1 protein-coding gene is annotated in these 1,790 nt (G+C 50.2%); it reads left to right on the top strand.

Annotated features, from left to right (window positions below):
• Positions 1-431: 431 nt before the first annotated feature.
• Positions 432-1,559, top strand: coding sequence for a YaaC family protein (locus tag K9U41_RS22685; protein ID WP_282643101.1), 1,128 nt, complete (start codon positions 432-434; stop codon positions 1,557-1,559).
• Positions 1,560-1,790: the final 231 nt, after the last annotated feature.

Here is a 1,790-nt window from a genome sequence, read left to right on the forward strand (position 1 = left end):
GCCAAGGGATCCCCCACCCCTTCGCTCTCGCGCCGCCCGATGCCCTCGCGCCCATGCATGATGTTCCTCTTTTGTTCTTATAAAAGGACTCCATCGGGGGCGAATGTCAACGGGGCGGGGGTGTGAGGTGATCCGAAGACGACCTTAAGGAAGGTCTGTTCTCCACAAGCTTGCTGGGCAATCAGCGCGTAGGCCAAGTCTGGCTCATAGTGGGTTCCCCTCGAAAGCGGTTGCGAATTGTGCCCTATAAGGGCTCTCTGCAATCGAGAAAGACGAGTGCAAACTGATAGCGGGAGCGGGCTCATAATCCGACCGACCCAGCTGACGCTGTAGTCATGGTCGAGGCAATCTAACGGACGATCGGCTGTGCCCTTGGCTCCACCATGAACTCCGATTAAGATTTACATTATCTAACTATTGGGGGGTTTTTTGTGGCGGGCGACTGGTACGACATCAAATTCCTTGAGAGCACCGTCAACATCACCGCCGTGGTGAAACGATCGTTCGGCAGAGAACCAAACGCGGCGGTCGCAAGGGATATCACCGTGAGTATTCAGCAAGGACGCTTATTCTTCGAAGCCGCGGCCGATGCTCCGCTCCAGATCAAGCCTTTGCTTGTCTACTATGGTATTCTGAGTTTCGCCCGCTCGCTCACGGCAGCGATCAAGAATGACAAGCTAATCAGCCTCGAGCAAGGGCATGGTCTGAAAGATGTTGGCGCTCCGAACTGTATTGATAATCTCATGGTTTCGGTCCAGAGAAGGGGGACATTCAAAGAATTTAACGACGCAATTGCGCCGTTGTCTCGTTTCAATTATTTCGAAAATTCGATGCACAAGAGCGCTTCAAAGCCATTTGAGACGGTAGATGGGTTGATCGGAAAGAATATTTCTATCGTTGATATTCTGTCTAGAATTCCATCTTTGAATAAAATATATTTTAAGACATACAAAAATCATCCAAAATCACTATTTATAGATTATCATAAAATATATAATTCTTCAACGATTCGGGTCGACGATCCATTCATTGCGAAAACGCGAGGGCAGCTTCATCAGTTAATGACAAGGCTCCGTGCGCATTACCCATTCCTGCAAGCTTGGCGGCTCGACAGCGCTCAGGTTGCTTGGGACAGCACAGTACTTATATTCTATAATTCAGTGTTCGATCACGATGACCTATCAGAGGAGTCCTTAATCCAGTTACAAGGCGGTAGCTTCCAAGCTGTTCCCTGGGACGGTTTGGAACATTCAGATCCTGTCAATATTTTACCTCCGATGGCAGGTGGCTTCGACAAAGGCGCTTACCACTGCGCCATCCAGCCGATCGGAAGTGTCACTCTCAACGAATATTCTTTGCAGTTCCTCGGGGTATACCTGCTCGGCTCATTGGTCCGCTATAGGCCGCAGATTTGGCAGCATGCGATCTCGAAGTCGGTCACGGCCACGTCGCCGGCCGATGATCGCTCTCTGATGCTCGTCGAGAAGTTTATCGATGACGTGCTGATCTCGTTTCCAAAACTCATTGTAAATCTGATGGATATGAAAAATAATTATTAGCATAACTGCCTAAAAATACATTTTACTCAATCGATACGACGAGCGCTTCCCTAGGGAGGGTGACGAGTTTTATTCGCAACATCTGAGCAGGCTGTGGGACTATCGTTCCAGCTAGAAGCGTCCGCCTTCCGGCTTAGGCAAAGCTCAGCCTTTGGCGCGGTCCGACCGCTGTCTCGACCAACACCGAACCGCCGCTTCCCACCCACCCCCGAAACTCAACCCTAGATACTC

The organism is Xanthobacter autotrophicus, assembly GCF_029991245.1.
Lineage (GTDB): Bacteria > Pseudomonadota > Alphaproteobacteria > Rhizobiales > Xanthobacteraceae > Xanthobacter > Xanthobacter autotrophicus_C.